General features: G+C 42.8%; 5 protein-coding genes and 3 tRNA genes. All 8 read right to left on the bottom strand.

What is annotated here, in order from left to right:
- Nucleotides 1–4 precede the first annotated feature (4 nt).
- A complete protein-coding gene (locus QMN06_RS04615) occupies nucleotides 5–17,881 on the bottom strand; it encodes a glycine-rich domain-containing protein (protein WP_281971363.1) in 17,877 nt (5,958 codons plus the stop codon).
- Nucleotides 17,882–18,773: 892 nt separating this feature from the next.
- Nucleotides 18,774–19,364: a hypothetical protein gene (locus QMN06_RS04610; protein ID WP_281971361.1), complete on the bottom strand. Its 591-nt coding sequence runs from the start codon at nucleotides 19,362–19,364 to the stop codon at nucleotides 18,774–18,776.
- Between the two features lie 291 nt (nucleotides 19,365–19,655).
- Nucleotides 19,656–19,732 (bottom strand) — tRNA-Asp (locus tag QMN06_RS04605).
- Between the two features lie 15 nt (nucleotides 19,733–19,747).
- A tRNA-Glu gene (locus QMN06_RS04600) sits at nucleotides 19,748–19,823 on the bottom strand.
- 69 nt (nucleotides 19,824–19,892) lie between these two features.
- Nucleotides 19,893–19,968: transfer RNA gene (locus QMN06_RS04595), tRNA-Ala, on the bottom strand.
- A gap of 127 nt (nucleotides 19,969–20,095) precedes the next feature.
- Nucleotides 20,096–20,497: a type II TA system antitoxin MqsA family protein gene (locus QMN06_RS04590; RefSeq protein WP_281971360.1), complete on the bottom strand. Its 402-nt coding sequence runs from the start codon at nucleotides 20,495–20,497 to the stop codon at nucleotides 20,096–20,098.
- A 1-nt stretch (nucleotide 20,498) separates the two neighbouring features.
- Nucleotides 20,499–20,795: a type II toxin-antitoxin system MqsR family toxin gene (locus tag QMN06_RS04585; protein WP_281971359.1), complete on the bottom strand. Its 297-nt coding sequence runs from the start codon at nucleotides 20,793–20,795 to the stop codon at nucleotides 20,499–20,501.
- Between the two features lie 61 nt (nucleotides 20,796–20,856).
- A complete protein-coding gene (gltX, locus tag QMN06_RS04580) occupies nucleotides 20,857–22,284 on the bottom strand; it encodes a glutamate--tRNA ligase (protein WP_281971358.1) in 1,428 nt (475 codons plus the stop codon).
- Nucleotides 22,285–22,291 lie beyond the last annotated feature (7 nt).

Here is a 22,291-nt window from a genome sequence, read left to right as displayed (position 1 = left end):
AACCTCACTTTTCATCTTGTTCAAGCCCACCAACTTCAACAACAGCCACACCTAGCGGCGCTCTATCTGCAGCAAGAGTTGGCACTGAATCTTTATTCGTCGATGAACCAAATAATGACATCAAACCACCTAGTGAAATAGCGCCTAATGAATCACCTGACTTCGCTGGTGCAGGACTATTGGCTTCAACTACTTTCACAGGAGGAATTGATGTTCCACCGGAGGAAGAGCTCGAGGATCCTGAAGAAGTACTTGGCGTAGATGAACTCGAGGTGCTTGAGCCACTTGATGATCCACCACTATTTGAACCACCAGATGAGTTACTTCCGCCACCAGCATTACTTCCACCACCGGAATTATTACCTCCACTATTTGTGCCTCCACTGGAGCTATTACCACCGCTTGAATTTGTTACACCACTGGAACCACCGCCCGTAGAAGTTGTACCACTTGACGGGGCTGAGAATCCACTACCTCCAGAGAAACTTGTCTCTCCAGTTGGCGTACCATTCACAGCAACTGTAGATGTGGTCGATGGATTATCAATGGTAGGCGGTGAGGTAACCAAAATTCTGACAAAACCTGGCGTACTTCCATTGGTAATTCCATAACTCGTAGGATTAAAAGTAAATGGTGTTAGTAAAGTCAATTTACCTGGAGGAGAATGTTGGATCGGTTGATAGTTTCTTGCCATACTCCATACATTATCTGTACGGTAGGTTTGATCGGAGGCGGTAATCATTTGCTGATTATTAAAGTTCACACTACCCCAGAAAGTGCCATAAGGATCCCAACGATCGATTACCTGAGCATTAATTGATGCTAAAGGACGAATGTTCCCAGATCCTTTGTTAAAGTTAATCTGCGGATAGTACTGCCAATTTTCGGCGATAGCAGCGACTAATAAAGTGTGCGTTGGAGTGGCATCATAATCATTCAAGTTACCATTAAAGGTAACGAATGGATCTAACGAAATCAGAGTACGTATGTTACTTGTTGCAGTTGAAGTCACATGACTATGCCACTGCTGATAGTTGTAGTTAAAAGTTGTATAGAATTGATTCGCAAGGAAGCTACTATTCACACCACTCATTGTTTGAGTTAACGCAGACCTGACTGGTACAGCCATATCAGATCTTAAGCTTGCATTGATCGCCGGTGCAACATTACTTCCACCACCAATCCAAACATCGGCATTATAGGTTTGTCCATTACCTGAGTAGACATCACCAAATACATACGCATTCGTTGCATTTACTGTAAAGGCATCAATTTGTTGATTTTGACCAATATGACCCATGATGTAAACACCATTGGTAGCATTGATATTGAGTGAGAAGAGTTGGCCACTTGGAATGATAGTGCCATCTTGATTTGCACCGTCAACTGTGCCTAGTAAATAAATATTGGAATTCGCACCTGATGCAGTTAAGGTCGTTATATTGGAACGCGCCCATGGATTAAGAATCAGATTTGCTTTATATACTTGATCGCCACTAGTAGTTACTGAGGCAGGTAATTGCGCAGTATTACTATCGACTACGAAATAAGCTAAAGATTGATTAGAACCAATATTGCCACCAAAGATTACTTCTCTTGGAGCAGTAACGTAAAGTCCATAAGTGCCGTTGTTGGCACTATCAATCGCAGAATGGAAGGTGATAGAGTTCAACGCACTTAAGGCCACATTAGCACCTAAAGTAACTGCTCCCTGATAGGTCTGATTTACAAGAGCTGATGCATCTAAATTGTTACCTAAATAGGTATTTCCAGTAACAGTTAAATCCGTAATGTTGGTCAAGACTAAATGAGTACCCTGCCCAATGGTGAGGTTGCCAAATGTAAATTGTCCGTTATTAGTGGCATTATCTCTGGGCAAATAAAGCGATCCATAATTGACGGTCACATCACCAAAGTTGCGGCGTAAATTAGTAATGGTGATGGCATCTACACCGTTCTTCGTAAATCCTTGAACGTCAGATAAATAAGATCCACTAATGGTGACGGCTCCCCTACTCCACTGAATTCCTGCACTACCCGTCAAACTACCTGAACTATTCGTTGTGTTCGACGCTAATGACAAGACGCCAATATGACCCAAAGTGCCGTTAATAAAATACTGTCCTGTACCACTATTTAAACTGAGGTTAGAGACACCATGCTCAACAGGAATACTGAGAATCACAACACCAGAACCACCATTGCCCGGTGTACTACAACACCATCCACCGCCGCCACCACCACTACCGGTGTTGGCTTGTCCATTACCACCTGGCGTCCAGTAATAATATGGCAATCCAGGCGCAGGATTATTACCGGTGTAATAAGACCCTTCTCCTCCACCACCGATTCCGCCGGGCGATCCAGTCGGCCATGAGTTGTTGCCGTTCTGACCACCATCTTTGCCACCACCACCGCCGGCGGCATAGTAAACCACTTGTCCTGTGATGTTATTGGCAATACCAGCGCCGCCATTACCACCACTATTGCTAGATGTTCCTATTGGATTGCCCCATGGATTACCGGGTGTGGTTGTATAAGTTGGAGTTCCACCGGCTCCACCACCGCCGCCGGATTGCCAATAGGCATAACAGCCGTTTTGACACCAAGGTGCATTGAAGATGAGCGTTGCACCACCCCCTGCTGAGCCTTGGCCTAATGTACCCATAGTGCCATGCTGATCCCAATTATTGATCGCATTACCGCCCGCAGATCCACCAGTCTGACCAGGCAACCAACAACAACCATTACCATTCGGGCCTATGAGACCACCGCCACCACCACCACCGACTGCGGTATTTTGCGCAAATTGAGAATTACCACCATTGTTGCCTGAACAGTAAGACGAATTACAACCGTTATTACCACCCGCACCAACAATCACTTGATAGGCTTGTCCATTACCAACGGCAATCCCTGAGAGATACTGAACGCCACCACCGCCACCACCACCCATGCCACCAGCTCCGCCTCCACCCACTAAAAGAGCATTGATCGATGCATCATATGGCGCAGTCCAAGTATAGGTATCTGTATTCGGGTCATAGTCTACTTGTACGCCAGCAGGTGCTGCACTACCTGATCCAACAACATAATTAACACCCTGATAACGATAGTTGCCAAGTCCGAAGAATTGCAAAATCGCTTGATATACGCGATCACCCAAAACATTACCATTGATCGTAATGTTGCCATTGACTGAATTTAAACTTGTATGATCAACCAATGTGACATCGCCGTTATACGTCTGATTACCGGTCGTATTAATTGTGCCGCCAAGGTTAGATGCCCCATTCACGGTTAATGACAACAATGGTCTTAACTCACCAAGCTCGCCACGAATAGTGGATGTTCCGGATGGTGAAAGTACCATCGTATGTGTGCCACTGACTACATCATTGATCGTTGAATAAAAACTAATCGAATTACCATTTTGCGTTTCAAATACGGCATTAGAGGCAATTTGCACAGGCCCATTAAATACCTGAGATCCCTCTGTATTTAAAACTCCACCGATGGTTGCAGAACCATTGACGGTAATGTTGTCTACTTTAAGAAGATTACCTCCCGTGAAGACAAATCCGCCTAATACTAAGTTCTGATTGGTGCCTAAATCAAACGTACCACCCAGAACATGTAATGCACTTAAATAGATGGTACGAGTGCCATCATCTGGTGCCAAGATTTTTCCATCAGTTACGCCAACAAAATTACCATATGAATTCGTTTGCGTTAAGGTCAGCGTACTTGAACCGCCTTTAATAAACCCTTGTGTACCGGTCAAACGAATTGCATTTAAAGCAAAGTTGGTATTGGTGTTAACTGTCAATACTCCAAGCGATTGGAATTGTGTTGATACACCAATTGGATTAGCACTACTGTTAGGAACATTTAAAGTCAAACTTGGCGTGTTCTGGATTTGGAGTGCCACAATGCCAGAGCCACCACTTTGTGATACCGGTTGTGCACAACACCACCAAGCACCACCGCCACCACCGCCGGTATTAGCTGTCCCTGCGGTTGGTTGAATCCAATCATAAGCCCGAACACCTGTTGGTGGATTTGGACCCGAGTAATAACCACCATTACCACCACCGCCAATACCACCAGTGGTTCCTGGAGCCCACTGATTAGGTCCTACTTGACCACCATCAACTCCACCGCCACCACCGCCACCGTAATAAACCGTTGTACCAGTGATATTACTTGCCAAACCAGCTCCACCATTACCTGTGGCATTGGTTGCAACGACCGTTGGTTGACCCCATGGATTATTGTTGCCGGTTTGTCCTGGCCAAGTCGCTGTAACTGGCGCAGTTGGTGACCCACTAGCTCCTCCGCCACCACCCGCTTGCCAATATGCATAACAACATTGGAAATTATTAGCTTGGTTGTATGTCCAAACTAAGGTACTTCCGCCGCCGGCAAAACCTTGACCATGTGTACCTGCACCACCTGGAACATTCCAATTATTTTCTGAACCACCGCCACCGGATCCACCGGCGTTCCCAGCCATCCAACAACAGCCAACATAGTTCGCTCCATATAAACTACCACCGCCACCACCACCAACAGCAACTAAGTTTCCGAATTGTGAATTACCACCATTACCACCAGGCATTGCTCCATCATTCGGTCTTGTACCGCCTGCTCCAACCACCACGGTATATAAGGAGCCAGCACCTAAGGTAAAGTTATTCGTTAAAAGAACGCCACCACCTCCGCCACCACCAAGAGCTCCAGCTCCACCACCTCCAACTAACAAGATTTGCGCGGTGCCAACAAATTGTGTACCAAAGGAGTACTGTCCATTTGCTGCATAAGTTAAGCTAAGGCCACCACCCAAATTGATGGCATTCGTGGCACCTGCAGTCATCGTTTGGCCATTATTTAAAACGTATTGACCATTACCCAGGAATTGCAAAGCCGCACTAAAGCCAATAATCTTTCCACCAAAATTAACATTGCCAGTGACACTAGTTAAGGTCGTATCTGCCCATAAAATCACATCATTGTTATAGGTTTGATTACCAATCGATGAAATACTGGATCCTAAATACGCCTGCCCAGTCACGGTCACAGATTGTGCATTGGTGATAGGACTATTGGCATAAGTAGTTAAATTGTTAATCGTTAAATCTTGCGGATGAGAAGCATCTAAAGCTAAGCCGCCACCTTGTAAGACGAGCGTATCAATCGATAAGGTATTACTTGGTGAATTAATTAAAGAAAGTGTTCCACCCATGACTGAAATCGTATGGGTGTAATTACTGAGTCCACTAATCGTGACAGTACCTGTGCCACCGGTGGTTAAACCAGTTGTGTTGGCATTGGTGACAATACCTGTAGATAGGGTTTGGTCGTTACGATTAGTGAAGATCGATAAGGTACCAATGTTATTAAAGACCTTACCACTTGCAAAATGAATGAGTCCTGTATTGGTTGTAATGGAGAGGTTTGCCCTTGAGAAAGAAGCAAGAGTGCCATTCAGAATCACAACTCCAGAACCACCAGAGCCGGCTTGACCACAACACCAATAACTTCCGCCACCACCACCACCCGTATTGGCAACACCATTCGTTGCAACGACCCAACTTGATCCGGTGTAATAGGCGCCATTACCGCCGCCACCTAAACCACCCAATGCAACAGGCGCCCATTGATTTGGTCCAATTTGACCACCATCAACACCACCGCCTCCTCCACCAGCATAATAAACAGGTGAACCAGTTATATTGATTACCTGACCAATACCACCTACACCTGTAGCATTCGTTGTAACTACACCCGGTTGACCCCAAGGATTATTATTGCCTGTTTGACCACTGTAGGTTGCTGTTGGCTGAGATTGGGGTGAGCCACCTGCTCCACCGCCACCGCCAGCTTGCCAATAACCATAGTTATTGCCATTGACAATATTCCAAACCAATGTGGATCCACCACCTTGGTTACCTTGACTAGCTGTACCAAGTCCACCAACTTGATTCCAACTATTGGTCGGCGCACCACCACCAGAACCACCAACAGCACCTGTTAACCAGCATCCATTCGGACAATTACCCGTCGTATTAACTACCGCTCCACCACCTCCGCCACCAATCGCTATGACTGATCCAAACTGTGAATTTCCACCGTTTTGTCCCATCCAATAAGAATCGTGCGGATTTGTACCGCCTGCACCAATAGCAACTTGATACGTGTTTCCAGAAGTAATTCCATAACCAGTGTTATAAATCACGCCACCAGCACCTCCGCCACCTTGTCCACCAGCACCACCACCACCAACTACTAATAAATCAACATTTCCAGTATCAACGTTGTTCCATGAATACTTACCAGAGGTGGCGTCATAAGACAAACTAATTCCAGAAGCAGGATTGGTTGACGTATTAAAACTTGCACCATTAATCGAATAGTTGCCACTTCCTAAGAATTGCAAAACAGTATTCTTAAAGCCAGTCACATTGCCATTGAAATTGACATTGCCAGTAACTGTGGACATGGAGATATTATTTAAAACACTTTGAGAATTCGTCAACGTTAAATCATTGATGTAAGTTTGATCTCCAACGGTATTGATCGATGTTCCAATAGTTGCTAAACCATTCACAGTTAAACTGCCGATTGGCTGGGTAGCACCAATCGCACCATTTAATGTCATCGCACCAGTTGTATTAGCAACTGTCAACACCAAGTTACTTAAACCCGCTTGCAAATCATCGACTGATGCATTCAGGGTAATTTGACTGCTAGATCCAGTGGTCTGAATCAATGTATCGCCACTTAGCAACATGTTACCGTTATAGGTTTGCGATCCCGGGGTAATAATGCTTCCGCCAAGAGAAGCTAATTGATTGACAACTAAACTATTTAATCCTAATAAATGTGCACCTGAATCCATGAATAAGGAATTGATGGTCAAATCAACCAAACTTGGATTACGCAAATCAAATGTGGAACCATTATTGATGGTCAATGAGTTCATGACTAGACTAGTATCAGAACCATGATTCGCAACAACACTTCCACCATTAATAATCAAAGCAACTGATTTAGCAAAAGCTGAACTAAAGCCAGACAAACTTAGAGTTCCTAGACCACCTTTTGTGAATAAAGTGCTATTAGCAATTTGATTTGCAGACAAGCTAAATGCATTATTCGAGTTGACCGTTAACGAACCAATTTGGAAACTAGCGGATGGTCCTGCAGAGAATGTACCTGCAGAACTACCTAATCCAACATTAATAGTAAGCGTAGATAACTGGCGAACAACAATGATGCCTGAGCCACCATTTTGATTACCGGAACCTTGTTGTGCACAACACCAGAAGCCACCACCGCCACCTCCGCCGGTATTAGCCGCTCCTGCAGTTGGCTGTATCCATGTATTAGCGGGTACTCCGGAAGTTGGATTTTGTCCAGAATAGTATGCACCATTACCGCCACCACCCATACCGCCGGTAGTTCCAGGTGCCCACTGGTTTGGTCCAATTTGACCACCATCAACACCTCCACCACCACCACCTGCGTAATAGACTGTGGTGCCTGTGATATTACTGGCTAAACCTGGTCCACCATTACCCGTGGCATTGGTTGAGACAACCGTTGGTTGACCCCATGGATTATTGTTACCTGTTTGTCCAGGCCAAGTAGCTGTCACAGGCGCAGTTGGAGATCCACCTGCTCCTCCACCGCCGCCGCCTTGCCAATAGTTATAACAACACTGGAAATTATTGGCCAGGTTATATGTCCAAACCAAAGTACTACCTCCACCGGCATAACCTTGACCAGGTGTACCAGCTCCACCCTGTATATTCCAGTTATTCGTTGAAGCTCCTCCACCAGAACCACCCGCACTACCAGACATCCAACAGCAGTTGTAATTAGAAGCGTATAAAGATCCACCACCGCCGCCACCAATGGCTGTTAAATTTCCGAACTGAGAATTACCGCCATTACCACCAGGTAATGCACCATCATTTGGTCTTGTACCACCTGCACCAATCGATGCAATATAGGAGGTGTAAGGAGCAAGAAGTGTCGAAACTAAATTCACACCACCACCTCCTCCGCCACCAAGTCCACCAGCACCGCCACCACCAACAATCAGAATCGATACTGCATTTAATGAGGAATTCGTGACATTGAATTGATTATTAGCATAAGTAATCCCCATTCCCAAACCACTGATATTGGTTACTGTTGTATTGGCAGTGCCTGAAACCACATTACCTGCAACTGAATATTGGAAATTACCGTTGTCTAACAGTTTTAAATAATTTGTTTGATTACTGTATTCAGTTAAACCACCAGCAAAATAAATATTTCCTGTTGTACTAGTTAAGACCATATTGGCACCAACACGAACTGATTGTGTTGGGTCGGTACTGTTATATTGTTGATCACCGGCAGTTGTGATGTTTGAGCGAAGAATCGCATTGCCCGCAACAATTAAATTGTTGACCTTGGTAATGACGCTATTTAAACCTAGTGTGAAAGTGCCGCCTACTGTTAAATTGACTGGTACTCCCGAATAAACTAAATTAACAGTAGCGCCTGCTGGTTGGTCATTACCAACTGCAAAATTCATGACCTGAATCGTTGCTCCACTTGCATTCAGATTCATCGTGCCACTATTGGTAATAATCGAACCAGTACTGTAGTTCCCCATATTATTAATAGTGATGGTATTGGAATTGAGTTTAATAAGTCCGGAAATTCCGCTGATTTGACTAAAGTTAATCGTCTTATCTGATGGTGTATCTAGGGTCAATGCTCTACCAGATACATCTTGTGTCAACGTTCCGAACAATAAATTACCCGCGTAATTCTTCAAAGTCACATCACCATTTAACTGAATATTGTTAAATGATTGCCCGAGCGCAGTTGTAATATTGCCGGCAAGTTGGGATGAACCACTCACGGCAATGGTACGAATACCTTGTTGTGAAACACCTAAAGTATTGAGGAACGGTGTACCAATCGACTGTGCGGAAAAATTACCGTTCACCGTGATGGTATCCAAACCTAAATGATTTATATCAAAGTTGGAGTCATTCACCGCTGCCCCAAAGTTAACTGTAGAGCTATGACCAGCGGTAAAGATTGGACTTCCAGTTAAAGTCATAGCACCAGAGTAGGTTTGACCATAATCTGAAGTAATGTTACCGCCAATAATAGTTGTACCATTTACAACTAGTCCAGTTGAATTGGAAATATTCAACAAGGCGCCCGTAGGTAATACCAAATTATTCATCACTATTTGATTTTGGGTACCAACTAAATTTAAAGCACCTGCCAAAATTGAAATATCTTGACCAAAGTTACTGACGCCTGTGATCGCTAATGCACCAGTTCCATCTTTAACGATTCTTAAAACATCAGAGATCTGACTAACAGCAATGGTTGATGGTGTGTTGGAATTGACCTTGTAGCCAAATTCATTAATATGCGAAACACTTCCAGAAATCCCCGCTTGGCCAGAATTACTAGATAGGTATAAGCTAGCTCTGCCATGTGGGACCGGTACATCAAGAATCACAATTCCGGATCCACCATTACCGGCGTTACCACAGCACCAATAAGAGCCGCCACCACCGCTACCCGTATTTGCTAATCCAGAAGTTGGCTGAATCCAAGAACCATTGCCGTTGTAATAGGTTCCGTTACCGCCACCACCAATACCACCTAGAGAGGCTGTTGGCCAAGAGTTGTTGCCATTTTGTCCACCGTCTTTACCACCAGCACCACCAGCACCATAGTATTGAGTTGTGCCTGTAATACTGCTAGCAGCACCTGGTCCGCCGTCACCTACGTTCGAATTTGAAGCCCACCCACCCCATGGATAACCATTAAAGACAAAAGGTATCTGAGCGGGACCAGTTCCTCCTGCACCTCCTCCACCTCCCGCTTGCCAATAACCCCAAACCTGACCGTTACTGTTTCCAGTACCAACCGTAATCGAATTACTGCCGTTATAACCCTGACCTGGAGAACCTAAGCCACCAGGATTGGATGTGTAAAAGGATGCGCCACCACCAGATCCGCCACTATTTCCGCCAAACCAACAGCACTGTGAACCATCATTACTGTATGGTCCACCACCACCGCCACCACCTTTAGCAATTAAGACATCAAATTTGGAGTCTCCACCATTACCACCAGCTCTGCCACAACAGTTTGGAGCAATGCCACCGGCACCAACAATCACCGTGTATTGGGTACCAGCAACAGTGGCATAGTTATTGACCGGGATGACGCCACCGCCACCGCCACCACCCATGCTACCTGCACCACCGCCACCAACGATTAAAGCATTGATGTTTGCATTGTAATTAGCTGTCCACGTATACTCTCCCAGAGTAGAATCATACGAGACTAGAACTCCTGGGGCTTGTGTCCCAGTGCCTGCTTGGTATACGGTATACGTTGAGTTGTTATTAACACCAAGTGTTTGGTAGGCGTAAGAGCCGTTACCTAATAGTTGAATAATGCCTGGATAAAAAGCATCGCCTAATACATTTCCATTAATTTGAATATTTCCAGTGACCGCATTCATCGCGGTATCCGCTATCAAGCGAATATCACCGTTATAGGTTTGATTGCCAGTCGTATGAATTGCTCCGCCAATGGACGATGGACCATTAATGGTTAGTGAGGCCAGGGCATAAGTACCGCCAATCACACCATTGAGATTAACCATTCCAGTAGAACTCACTCCAGAATTTAATGTCAATGTATGCGTACCAGCAACAACATCATCAATGCTTGAGTTGAAGGTAATCGGTGCAACTCCAGAAGTTTGCACTGTCACATTAGCAGAAATCTGGACAGGACCACTATAAGTTTGTGAACCTGATGTACTGATGTTTCCACTCAGGGAAGCAAGACCAGTGACATTTAAATTATTAATGTTTAATAAATTACCGCCATTGACCATCGTGAAACTACCAAGATTTAAATCTTGCCCACTTGGAGTTCCCAGATCAAATGTTCCACCATTCGCCAAATACAAGGATCCCATGGTCAGTGGACCTGTTAATCCCGGGGTAACTATGGTGCCGCCTAAAACGCTAATGGATCCTGCATAGGAAGTAATGTTGTTCAGTGTCAAAGTTCCCGAACCCATCTTCGCTAATCCTGCTGAGCTTGCAATTTGACTAGCTGCATTGAGGCTAAAGTTCGCGCTGGTATTAACTGTCAGAACTCCAATATGACTGAAGTTCGTGCCAGTGAGGATCCCAGAGTAATTAATTGATGGTTGAGCGGCAATGGTTAAGTTGGGAGCAATACCAATGTTCAGAACAACAATACCCGAGCCACCATTCGCCGCATTACAACACCACCATCCGCCACCGCCACCACCACCAGTATTTGGGGCACCTGGGGTTGAGGAAATCCACTGATAATTATTTGGACCTGTGTTGTATCCACCATTACCACCGCCACCTAAACCACCAATAGTTCCAGGATTTGTCCAATCAGGTGATCCACCACCGCCACCGCCACCATAATAGGTTGGCGTTCCAGTAATGTTTGAACGAAGTCCAATACCACCATTACCCGTCTGATTACTTGAAGTGTAGTTAGAGCCGGTATTTACAGGTGATCCACCAGCACCACCACCGCCACCCGCTAACCAATATTGACCGTATTGACCGTTACCAATAGTTGAAGCTCCACCACTATATCCCTGACCAGGAACACCTGAACCACCTTGAGTCCAATTCCAGAATGCGCCGCCACCACCAGAGCCACCGGCGTAACCAGACATCCAACAACAGCTTTGTCCATTTGGGCCGACAACACTTCCACCACCACCACCACCGAATGCAATAAGTTGTGTACCAAATCTTGAATCGCCACCGTTACTGCCAGAGCAATATCCACCACAATTCGTGTTACCACCTGCACCAACGACAACAGAATAAAGACTGTTACCATCAATCGAGAAATTAGTTTGAAGTACGCCACCACCACCACCGCCACCAAGGGCACCCGCTCCACCGCCACCAACAATTAAGGCAATACCTTGACTGCTGAAGGCCGATTTAAATCCATACTGACCTAGGACTGAATCATAAGAAAGTATGAATCCACCAGGTAAAGTTGCAGCATTGCTGACCGTACCATTCGTATTCGTTCCATTCGGATCTTGGAAAAGGTAATCCCCGTTCCCTAAGAATTGCAGTGTAGAAATATATCCAACAACTTTGCCACCAAATACTACATTACCGTTCGAACTGGTCAGCGTTGTATTACTCCACAGGGTGACATCATTGGCGTAAAACTGATCACCGCTAGATGTAATACTTGAACCTAAGTTCGTAACACCATTGACTGTAACTGTCTTTGCGTTGGTAATTGGACTATTAGCATACGTAGATAAGTTATTGACAACTAAATCTTGTGGACTTGCAGCGTCCAGTGCTAATCCGCCACCATTCAGAACTAAGTTATTAACATTGAAAAGATTGTTTGGTGAATTAATAACAGATAAAACACCACCCGTTACGGTTAAGGTATTTGCGTAGTTACCTAAGCCATTGACTACATAGGTATCAGTTCCACCCTTTGTAAAGTTAGTCGTTGATTGCACCAAACTCAAGGGAATATTGATCGGTGTTGATGAGCCAGAACTTGAAGATAAGGATAGATTATTGATATTAGAAATATTCTCAATACCAATAATTGCCCGACCACTATTAATTATTAAATCTGTAGCTTGTCCGTAAGTTGGTCGAGCAATAATCACTGTTCCTGAACCACCACTAGCTGCTCCAGGGCCATTCCAACAACAAACAATGGGTCCTGCACCACCGCCACCGCCAGTATTTGCTTGACCAGCTGTACCAGCAACCCAGTTTGCGGAATTTCCTTGATCACCGGGGTTGCCTGTAATGTAACCACCGGCACCACCGCCACCTATGCCACCAACAGACTTGGCAGACCCAGGATTACTTCCCCAATCATAAAATGGCGATGCACCTCCGCCGCCACCGTAATACATATTGGTACCGGTGATGTTACTAGCGACGCCAGAACCACCATTACCTGAGTTTGCATTGGCCACGTTCGAGCCATTCGTTGGAATGACTGGTGAGCTACCTGCACCACCACCACCGCCACCCATCCAATATTGACCATTGACCCAAGTTGAAGATGTGCCAGCATTACCTTGATTTAAAGTACCTAATCCAGAAGTCCCGGGATGACCATTCCAACCCCAGTTGTACCATTGAACAGAAGATCCACCACCGGAGCCGCCATCATTACCACCACCCCAGCAGCATCCACCACCGCCACCACCACCGAGTGCAACGATCGCTGTACCAAATTGTGAATTACCACCATTTTGACCTTGACTACCAGGCCAACCATTTGGATCAAAATAACCGCCAGCACCAACACGAATGGTGTAAGTTGTATTCGGCGCAAGAGATACTCTTGGGTTAAAAAGAACACCACCGCCACCACCGCCACCACCAGATCCGCCGCCTGCTCCGCCACCAGCAACTGCAAGAACCTTCACTACATCGTAATACGATGGTAACCATTGATATGAGTTGGCATTGGCATCAAAAGTAACATTAGCAATTTGGGTGCCACTGAAAGCTGTCGTGTCAGCAGTGTAAGTAATCCCTTGATATATATAGTCGCCATTACCTAGGAACTGAATCAAATCACTCGGCGTTACCGATGCGGCATTGCCGGTAACGTTCGCCATGAACTGGACATTACCGCTAACTGTATTAATCGTAACTGCATCTAACAGCAAAACACTATTGTGATAAATCTGATCACCAATCGTATTAATCGATGTTGTTAAATTTGCTGTTCCGTAAACATTCAAACTTCCAAATGGACTCCTAGAACCAATCGGGGAAAACACATTGATCGCTGATGAACCTGCCGAAATAATCAAGTTGTGAGCATCTGCAGTAACTGGAGCATCATCAACTGTTGAATTAAACGTTATTGGACTATTTTGCGTAACAATATATAAGCATGAGCCATTCGGACACTGTGTACTAACTGTTTTAAACGGAATAGATGTTGTACTAGTTTTGGTAAAGATGACTGGACTATTCAACTCAATCGTACCTAAAGGATTGTTATAGCCAATTGAATCACCAATCAGAATCGTGCCTGTCCCAGCATTCAGAGTTAAACCATTGATACCAACACCTGCACTCGAAGCATCAATCGTCGAGGTAAAAGTCATCGTGGCACAACTCACGGGTGTTAAACAGTCACTAGGCGCATTAGCTGCCAGGATAGTCACTGGAGCATACAACTGAACTGGGCCATCCAAGGTAATGGATTTGAAAATATTTGTTAAGCCAATATTTCCGGTAAGGGCAATGCCACCACCGCCATGAATTACTAAATTGGTATTGCCAGTTTGATTCCATGAAGCAACATCATCAATCGTTGAACTAAAACCAATAATAGAAGGTGTAGATAAGGTTAAGATACTCCCCTGCTGAACAGATCCATTGACTTGCACTGTTGAGGCGTAGGTTTGATTACCATTGGTAACAATATCTTTAGTGATGTAGACGGGACTGAGAATCGTCAGGTTACGAATTGGACTTAAATTTCCAATTGAGTCATACAAATTGACTGTACTTGTGCCAGCATCTAAAGTGAGGCTATGGCCCAACTGTCCTTGAGCTACGACTGATTCATTCACCGATGAATACATATAGATCGGTGCATTTTGCGTGGTCATGGTGGTATCACCTGACAAGAACACATTCGTTACGTTGTATTGCTGATAACCAGTTGTATTGATCGAGCCTTTGGTAAATAGACTATCACCAGTAACGATTAGACTATTCAGAGGTGTAGTTGCTCCAACTGAACCACCCAATGAAACGGCTGCAGGATATTGTGTAGACAAGTTCAGTTGATTACAGCCACTACAAATATCGTCAACGGTCGAACCAAAAATAATGTATCCACCATAATTACTATTGAGACTTGGGTTGTTATTGATCACTACCGGACCGTTATAACGCTGATTAGATGAGGTGGTGACATTCGCCGCTATATTAATCACCGCACCTTGAACGAACAATTCACTTGCGATACCACCTAAAAAGATACTCTGATTAATATTGACGGCTCCAACCGCTCTTAAGGTCAAGGAACCATCTTGAGAATTGATGGGAGCATTGACGGAAATATCACCATTTCCGGAACCTGAACTACCGATCGTTGTGATGGTGATCACTTGACCAAGGTTCAATGCTCTTACGAGATTGTCAACATTGATGATTGAAGTACTACTAGAATTTGGGGAGTACAGCTGATCGGAGGTGGGGGTTACTTCTGAGTTACGGCCTGTTGCAAAACTGTTTGGTACGTTGTAAGAAATGTTTGTTGCGGTATCTGAATCGTAAGAAATAATAATGTCGGTTGGGTCAAGCAGCCAAATTCCGCCACGACCAGCATTAATAGCAGATAATAAATGTAGAGTATGTCCTGAGGTTTCAATATATCCACCAGGACCATTTACAGAAAATGCATTAATCATTGTTTGATTATCGATACTCGTAATAATAGAAAAAGGCAATGTGCCATATTGTGCATCATTGCCTATTTTGATAATCCCCCCGACTGTGTTACCTATTGCCCGAATATTAGCCGCAACTAAATTCGTGCTGAGCAGTCCAGAGATATGAATTGCTCCACCACGACCATTTCCACCATTCGTTTGAATTAATGCATTTTCAATAACCACACTACCTTGATTCGATATGAATGTTATCGACCCACCATTATCACCATCGGAGATAATCGAAGCATTAGGTCCAACATAAACTAAATCAGTTCCACTGACTAAAATCTTGGCACCATTATTGTCCGTAGAGTTATTTTGTGCGCCAAGTGTATTTACTGAATTCGTATTACTTGACCCACGCGCAGAACCATTCATCGAACCTAAAATTCGAATAATTGCACCAGCTAAATTAATTTCAGAATTACTACCACTACCGACATTTATCGAACCATGAGAATTAATCGCAACCATGGTGGCCTGAATATGTACGGATGAAGATTGAATATTACTGTCAATAATAATACTACCGAGGGCATTTAAACTGAGAGTTGTACTATTATTAAAACTAATAATATCTGCATTAGATTGAATATTAATATTATTAGAGGATGTATTAATAATATTAACTACATTAATTATATTTGAATTAATATTATCGATTAATTGATTCATGTTACCTGCATTGATGGTCACACTCGAAGTTCCCAAAGCTTGTGAGATGACATTCGCTGTAGGGGTATCAATCGTCATGGCAGGTGTGTTCACAATCCAATTACCCACAACACCCATCGGAGCAGATGTATCCACACGCAGTGTATTTGCCGTTACTACTGTTCCTGCAGATCCAGTGGTAATCGTTCCTCCATTACCACTCAACTGCCCACCTTTAGCATTCAAGAACCCTGCCAAGGTTGTAGTCATGGTCGACCAAATATTGATCGATCCACCATTGCCAACTTTAGTTGCTGAAACATCCACTATCGCACCTGCTGCAACTTGAACCGTTTGTGCCTGGAGTGATGACTGCGAAGGATTTGAAGAACTGGTACCAAGATTAATCGTTCCACCACCCTGAGTACCGGTTGCGGATGTCGTGGATTTACCGCTTAAATTAATCTGATTACCATTTAGGGTAATAGTTCCACCAACACCAGCAAGGGAAGAATTTACCGTACTAGATGAGGCAGATGATGCGTTTGATGAGCTTGTTACAGATGCACTCGAAGTGTTCTGTGAAATGTTCGGTTGCGATACAACTGTAGTTTGATTCGAAGTTGAGGTGCTAGTCTGTGCTAAAGGTAAAGCTGGAGCTTGAACTGGAACCGAAGGTGTCACATTTGGAGTAACTACATCAGAAGTAATTGAATTTGCTGAAATTGTTCCTGACTGATTGACTGTTCCAGCGGTCAAAGTAACTACCCCACCCTGGACATTAACGCCATCAGCAGAAACTGTTCCCGTGTTTTTAATCACAGATCCCAACAAAGCATTTGCTGAATTAGCAGCAATGATCACTTGGCCACCATTGACCTGAATTAATCTTTTGTTTGAAATCAATGAGTTAATCACTGAAGCATCTACGGAGACTTTTACTAATTGATGCTCAGAAAAAGTTAAGGTTACTTTTTGACCGCTCACTAATGCAACGGCATTTTGACCAGATAATGTCGCTAAAATGGCGCCTTCATTTCTGACTTCTGGGGCCATTAAAGCGATGAAACCTTTTACATCTCTGACCGTAATGCGACCTTGATTTACAACTGCTCCAGTTGTTCCACCAGAAAATGACATCGAGTCTTTTCCAGCCATAAATTCGTCATTAGAAATACTCATCGTGGTAGCAACCATACCGCCCACATTGACCTCTGCACTTTTACCAAACACAACGCCATTTGGGTTCACAAAAACAACTTGACCGTTGGCATTTACAGCCCCGTTAATCATGGATGGGGTTGCACTATTTACTCGATTAAGCGTAACGGCTCCAGCATTTGGCTGATTGAAGTTCACTGTATTACCTTTTGCAACATCAAATGACGACCAACTGACGACAGCGCGCTGACTAGATTGATTCACGTTCATAGTCGAACTATTTGGTTGTGAAATCGTTGCCTGACCTGCCTCAACTTTACCGCCAGTAGGTAGTGGCGCAGCTAAGCTTTGTGTGCTTAATATTACTGCTGTAGTTGTAAATATAAATAAAGATTTTGTCTTACAAAAATTTATAAAGGATTGTTTAGTATTGCGTTGCAATTGATCAGAAAAAGAATGCAAAAAGCCCTGCCATGCTTGGCTGGAAAGCTTTTGAGACACATCAGAGACAAACTTTTTCAAAAAATTAAACGCGTGTATAAATATGGAATTCAAACTATACATCAAATGTAAGATTTATGTAAATCTTTTTGTAAGAATTACTTACATTTAATTAAATTTAGTATATATAATGAAATCATTCTAATATCAATAACAATTTAATTATAGAACCAAATAAAGTTTATGCGCCATATTAGTGCATAAACTTTAATACATATCAAGGAGTGAAAACGTGTTTTAATGAGCGGATTAAATAGCTCAAATGAACTTCAAAACCTATTTAAGTAAAGTGTATCTATTGAGATTTATTTAAGAAATTGATTAAATAATAAGAATTGAATCAATTAAATGTGCATAATTTATGTTGTACTACTTACCTATTTTATATATGTAGATATCATTTAAATTAATTATGTTAGGAATATCTTATAGAAAATGATAAATAACAAATAAATAGAATGGAAATTGAATCGATTCATTCTCTAAAGGTCGCAATTCATATATTTAATAATTAATAAATTTTTAATCAATTTAATAAATATCTTTAAAAAGATAAATATTTATTAATAGAAACTAAAAATAGAAATATTAATATTAGCGGAGTGGACAAGAGTCTAAAACCAATATCTTATTTGGCTCTACTACCTAAATTCAATAAAAACACTGTAAAAAAATATTTACTTTATTTATAGATAATCTCCCAAATCAGTTATTTATATAATGGATAGTGGGGGGATTATTTAGGCATGCTGACTTAAACTTCTTCGAAAGTAAGTTAATTACCATTCGACTAAAAGGGAGTCATTTGCTCAACTTAGAATATGCTTGCATAATAACAATTATTCAATGAGGTTTTACAAATGATTGATTGGTTGAACTGCCCTGCTGTTGGTCAATTAATACACTGTTGAAAATCTGCTGAACCGGGAACAAGCCCCAAGCGGATACATTTTTGACGCTTGATATCTTGTGCGTTATTGACAGATGGTTTAGGAACTACTGGCGGAGGCACTGCTGGAGGAGTTTGCGCTTGAACGAACTTGTCATCTCTCCATAATCCTTGTTGTTTAATCGAGCCGTCGGCATTGTGTAAAGTTCCAAATCCATCATATCTACTACCTTTCCATTGCCCATCGTATTTCCTCCCATCTGCATATGTAAAAGTTCCTTGCCCTTGAAAGCTGGTTTCAAACCATTCCCCTACGTATTTCCTCCCATCTGCATATGTAAAAGTTCCTTGCCCATTAAATTTTTCATCTTTAAATTGCCCTACATATTTATTCCCATTATTAAATACCTCGGTTCCTTGCCCGTTTTGTTTGTTATCTTTAAACTCCCCTGAATACACACTCCCAAAACGGGACTCACGGACTTCAAAACAATTATTCCAATAGTCACCACTACAGGGCGGTAAATTACTCTGTGCATATGAAATGCACGATATGAAGAGGCTAAAAAAGATTAGAAATGATTTTATAAACATTAGACTATCACAAGTTATTTTCAGTATTGTTTGCGCAGATTAGTGCGTAAGGTGAGGTAGGTACCATCAAACCAATTTTAGGGGGTGGGGGTACGGTGGGGTAGAGGTATTCCAAAACAGCAAGGTATACCCACCCATCGGCGAATCAAATTTGATGCTCAAGAACTAAAACCAGCGACTCCATAACAATTAGAATTTCGTGCTTGTTTGGTCAGGAGTCAAATCTCTTTGGTATGTTTAATGGTATGTATAAATAAAAATAGCCCGCTAGGGCTTTATCTGTAAGAATGTTGGCGGAGCGGACGGGACTCGAACCCGCGACCCTCGGCGTGACAGGCCGATATTCTAACCAACTGAACTACCGCTCCTTCTTTTGCCTTTTATGGCGTCCCCAGGGGGATTCGAACCCCCGTACTCACCGTGAAAGGGTGATGTCCTAGGCCTCTAGACGATGGGGACCTAGCACTACGGAAAACTATTTATTCACTGTCACCTGAACAAACTTAAAACAATTTTTTAATCACTTTTTGGTGGAGCTAAGCGGGATCGAACCGCTGACCTCTTGCATGCCATGCAAGCGCTCTCCCAGCTGAGCTATAGCCCCGATCGTATTAGCTCTAAATCTGGCACTACTTAAAAACGATCGTTTTATTAGCAATCAAAACAATCTAGTATTTTAGCCTATTTTTCTAAACATTGGCAAGTATTCCCCTACTCCAAACTTTAAAAGCTTATACACAGTTAATTAATTCTAAAAGTTCTGGGTATTGATCCAAGATAAAAAATAGCTTAATCAAGGCGATGGGTGGTTTTGATTTGCCGTTTTCATATCTAGAAAATGCGTTGACGCCCCCTCCAAATATTTTTCCAGCTTCTTTTTGATCTAAATTCAATTTTTTTCGCACTCTAGATATCAAACTAGGGTCAAACAAACTTTCATTCACTTTTTTATTAAATTTCAATAATTTTGCGTTAAATTTTTGACCGTCAATATCGTTAAAGTAAACCTCACCGCATGAATCGCAATAATCCCCTTTAATTTTTTTAAAGATGATGGTTTGGTTTTTGTATTGATAGGGGTAATCTCTGGTATCAGTGATTAATTGTGCTCCACCACAACTGGGACATTTCATCTTATAACTCCTTAAAGGATACGACAGCAACTTGCTCAATAACTGTAATTTTTAAATAAATATTTATCTCATCAAATTTCGTTCTATAAACATCTTGCCAAATTTTATGGTCCTTATAGGTAGTCATACTTTTATAGAATTGCTTTGGCGTTAATTCACTAACAATTTTTATGATGTCCGACTTATCCAAACCCAACCTAGCAGCTCCTTCATAAGCCACATTTGAAATCATGACTTTTTTCTGTACTAACAATCTTTTAACAATAATTAACTTACAGTGTGGTGTTGATTTTTCCATGGGCAATAATAACCTACTAGGTTAGTATACACAATTAGTCCTACCATTACTAGGGAATTAATTAGACGATAGAAAGTCTCTTAACGACTTCTTCTTTGCCGATAATGGCCATCATTGCATCAATTGCTGGGGTTTGCGTGGTTGCAAACATCAGGTATCGGATGGGCATGGCTAAAGCTGGCATTTTGATCGCATGCTTGGTCAGCGTGGCTTTCATGGCTGCAGCAATCGCTTCTTTGGTGCCATCACTTGTCTGCAATTGCTCAACAAAATCATGAATCGCTGGATAAATAGCTGGTTGAACCATTTTTCCAAACTCTTCTGAGTTCTTATCATGTACTGGAGTATCTATATAGAAGAGCTTTGCACCTTGAGCGATTTCAATTAAGGTATTGGCACGTGCTTTGAGCAAATCCACCACTGCCACAAAATCAGGTCCACCCTTGACTTGCTCACCATCAAAAACAATACCCTCTTTTTTTGCAAACGGAATCGTTCTTATTGCTAAATCTTGGCTATCGGCATGTTGGATGTAGTGATGATTCAAAAAGACCAACTTCTCAGGACTAAATTGTGCAGGAGACTTCCCTAAACTATCTAAATCAAACCAGCCAATAAACTGCTCTTTTGTGAAGATTTCTGCATCGCCATGCGACCAGCCTAAACGAGCTAAATAATTGAGAATCGCTTCTGGCAAATACCCTGCTTCTTGATAATCCCGAACACTCATAGCGCCATTGCGCTTACTCATCTTCTCGCCTTGCTCATTGAGCACAGTCGGTAAATGTCCATACACTGGCAACTGCCCTCCTAGCGCATGAATGATATTAATTTGTCTAGGGGTATTATTGATATGATCATCCCCTCGTATCACATGGGTGATCTTCATATCTAAGTCATCAACCACTACACAAAAGTTATAGGTCGGGGTACCATCGGGTCTTGCGATCACTAGGTCATCTAACTCTTCATTCGAAATCGAAATCACACCCTTGACCGCATCTTTCCAAACAACATTGCCATCGATCGGGTTTTTAAATCTCACAACAGGTTTTACCCCTTGTGGAATTGGTGGTAATTGCTTACCAAGTTCTGGTCGCCAAGTGCCGTTGTAGCGTGGCTTTTCTTTATTGGCGATTTGCGCATCACGTAGAGCATTCAACTCCTCTTCACTCATATAACAATAATAAGCAAGTCCAGCATCAATCATTTGCTTCAGCGTTGCTTGATAACGATCCAAGCGTTGCATTTGATAAAAGGGGCCTTCGTCAATATCAAGTCCTAACCACTGCAAACCCTCGATAATGACATCGACCGCTTCTTGGGTTGAACGCTCTTGATCGGTATCTTCAATCCGTAAAATAAAATCACCGCCCTTGGCTCTTGCAAATGCCCAAGGATACAGGGCACTTCTTAAATTACCAAGGTGAATAAAACCTGTGGGGCTAGGCGCGAATCGGGTACGTATACGTGTGCTTGAATTTTCCATAGCATCT

The organism is Polynucleobacter sp. SHI8 (genome assembly GCF_027944005.1).
Taxonomy (GTDB): domain Bacteria; phylum Pseudomonadota; class Gammaproteobacteria; order Burkholderiales; family Burkholderiaceae; genus Polynucleobacter.
This window is presented reverse-complemented; position numbering and strand designations above follow the sequence as displayed.

Coding starts and splice junctions, on each gene's coding strand:
- QMN06_RS04590 (WP_281971360.1), bottom strand. CDS start 20,497: ATGAAATGTCCCAGTTGTGGTGGAGCACAATTAATCACTGATACCAGA.
- QMN06_RS04610 (WP_281971361.1), bottom strand. CDS start 19,364: ATGTTTATAAAATCATTTCTAATCTTTTTTAGCCTCTTCATATCGTGC.
- QMN06_RS04585 (WP_281971359.1), bottom strand. CDS start 20,795: ATGGAAAAATCAACACCACACTGTAAGTTAATTATTGTTAAAAGATTG.
- gltX (WP_281971358.1), bottom strand. CDS start 22,284: ATGGAAAATTCAAGCACACGTATACGTACCCGATTCGCGCCTAGCCCC.